We start from the raw sequence: 771 nt of genomic DNA on the forward strand, positions 1-771 counted from the left end.
ATCGCTGTCGCCGGTGGCGTCGGTGACCGCCATGGTGATTGTGTCGCTGAGCGGGTTGACCTCGCCCTGGCCGGTGTGGGTCAACGGACCGGTCAGCGTATAGGTATAGCCGTAAGTGACGACGCCGCCGGCATCGGGCGCCGAGATCGAGGTGATCGTCAGCACGCCCTTCGAGGTGGTGACATGGTCGCCCACCGCCGTGATCGCCACCGGTCCGCCGGCATCGCCGTCGAGGGTGAGCGTGTAGCCTTCGTTGTTGCCGTCGACCGTGAAGGAGCCGGTCGTCGTCTCGCTGGTCGCGCCATGCTGCACGCCGTCGGCAAGGCCGTCTTCGTAGACGGTGGCCGTCGAGCCCGTCGTCTCCGGCACGTTCAGATCCTGGTTGAGCCCGATCACCAGCTGAGCAAGGTCGGTGTCGCCGTCGCCGTCCTTGATCTCGTAGGTGAAGGTCTCGCTCGTCACGCCCGCCGGGATCGATGCCGTCGTCAGCGCGTAGGTGTAGGTTCCGTCGGAGTGCAGCGTCAGATTGCCGTAGGTGCCGGCAATCACCGTTGCTCCCGAGATCGTCGTGTAGGTCGCGCCGGCGGCATTGGCTTCAAGGCCAAAATAGGCCCGCGTCACCGCACCGCCGACCGCTGCGCCGTCCGCGCCGATGGTGTCGGCATGATCGCCGGCGCTCGCACCGGCCGCGCCGAACACGTTGCCGTTCGTCGAATGGCCAAGCCCTTCCGTCACGCTGTTGGCATCGTTGGCCGCAACCGGGATGTCGTC

Annotated in this window: 1 protein-coding gene; it reads right to left on the minus strand. The window is 66.8% G+C overall.

What is annotated here, in order from left to right; genetic code table 11:
* On the minus strand, positions 1-771 hold a 771-nt coding region (locus EN804_RS34500; protein WP_210237378.1), incomplete at both ends, for a VCBS domain-containing protein.

Source organism: Mesorhizobium sp. M8A.F.Ca.ET.161.01.1.1, from assembly GCF_004792105.1.
Lineage (GTDB): Bacteria > Pseudomonadota > Alphaproteobacteria > Rhizobiales > Rhizobiaceae > Mesorhizobium.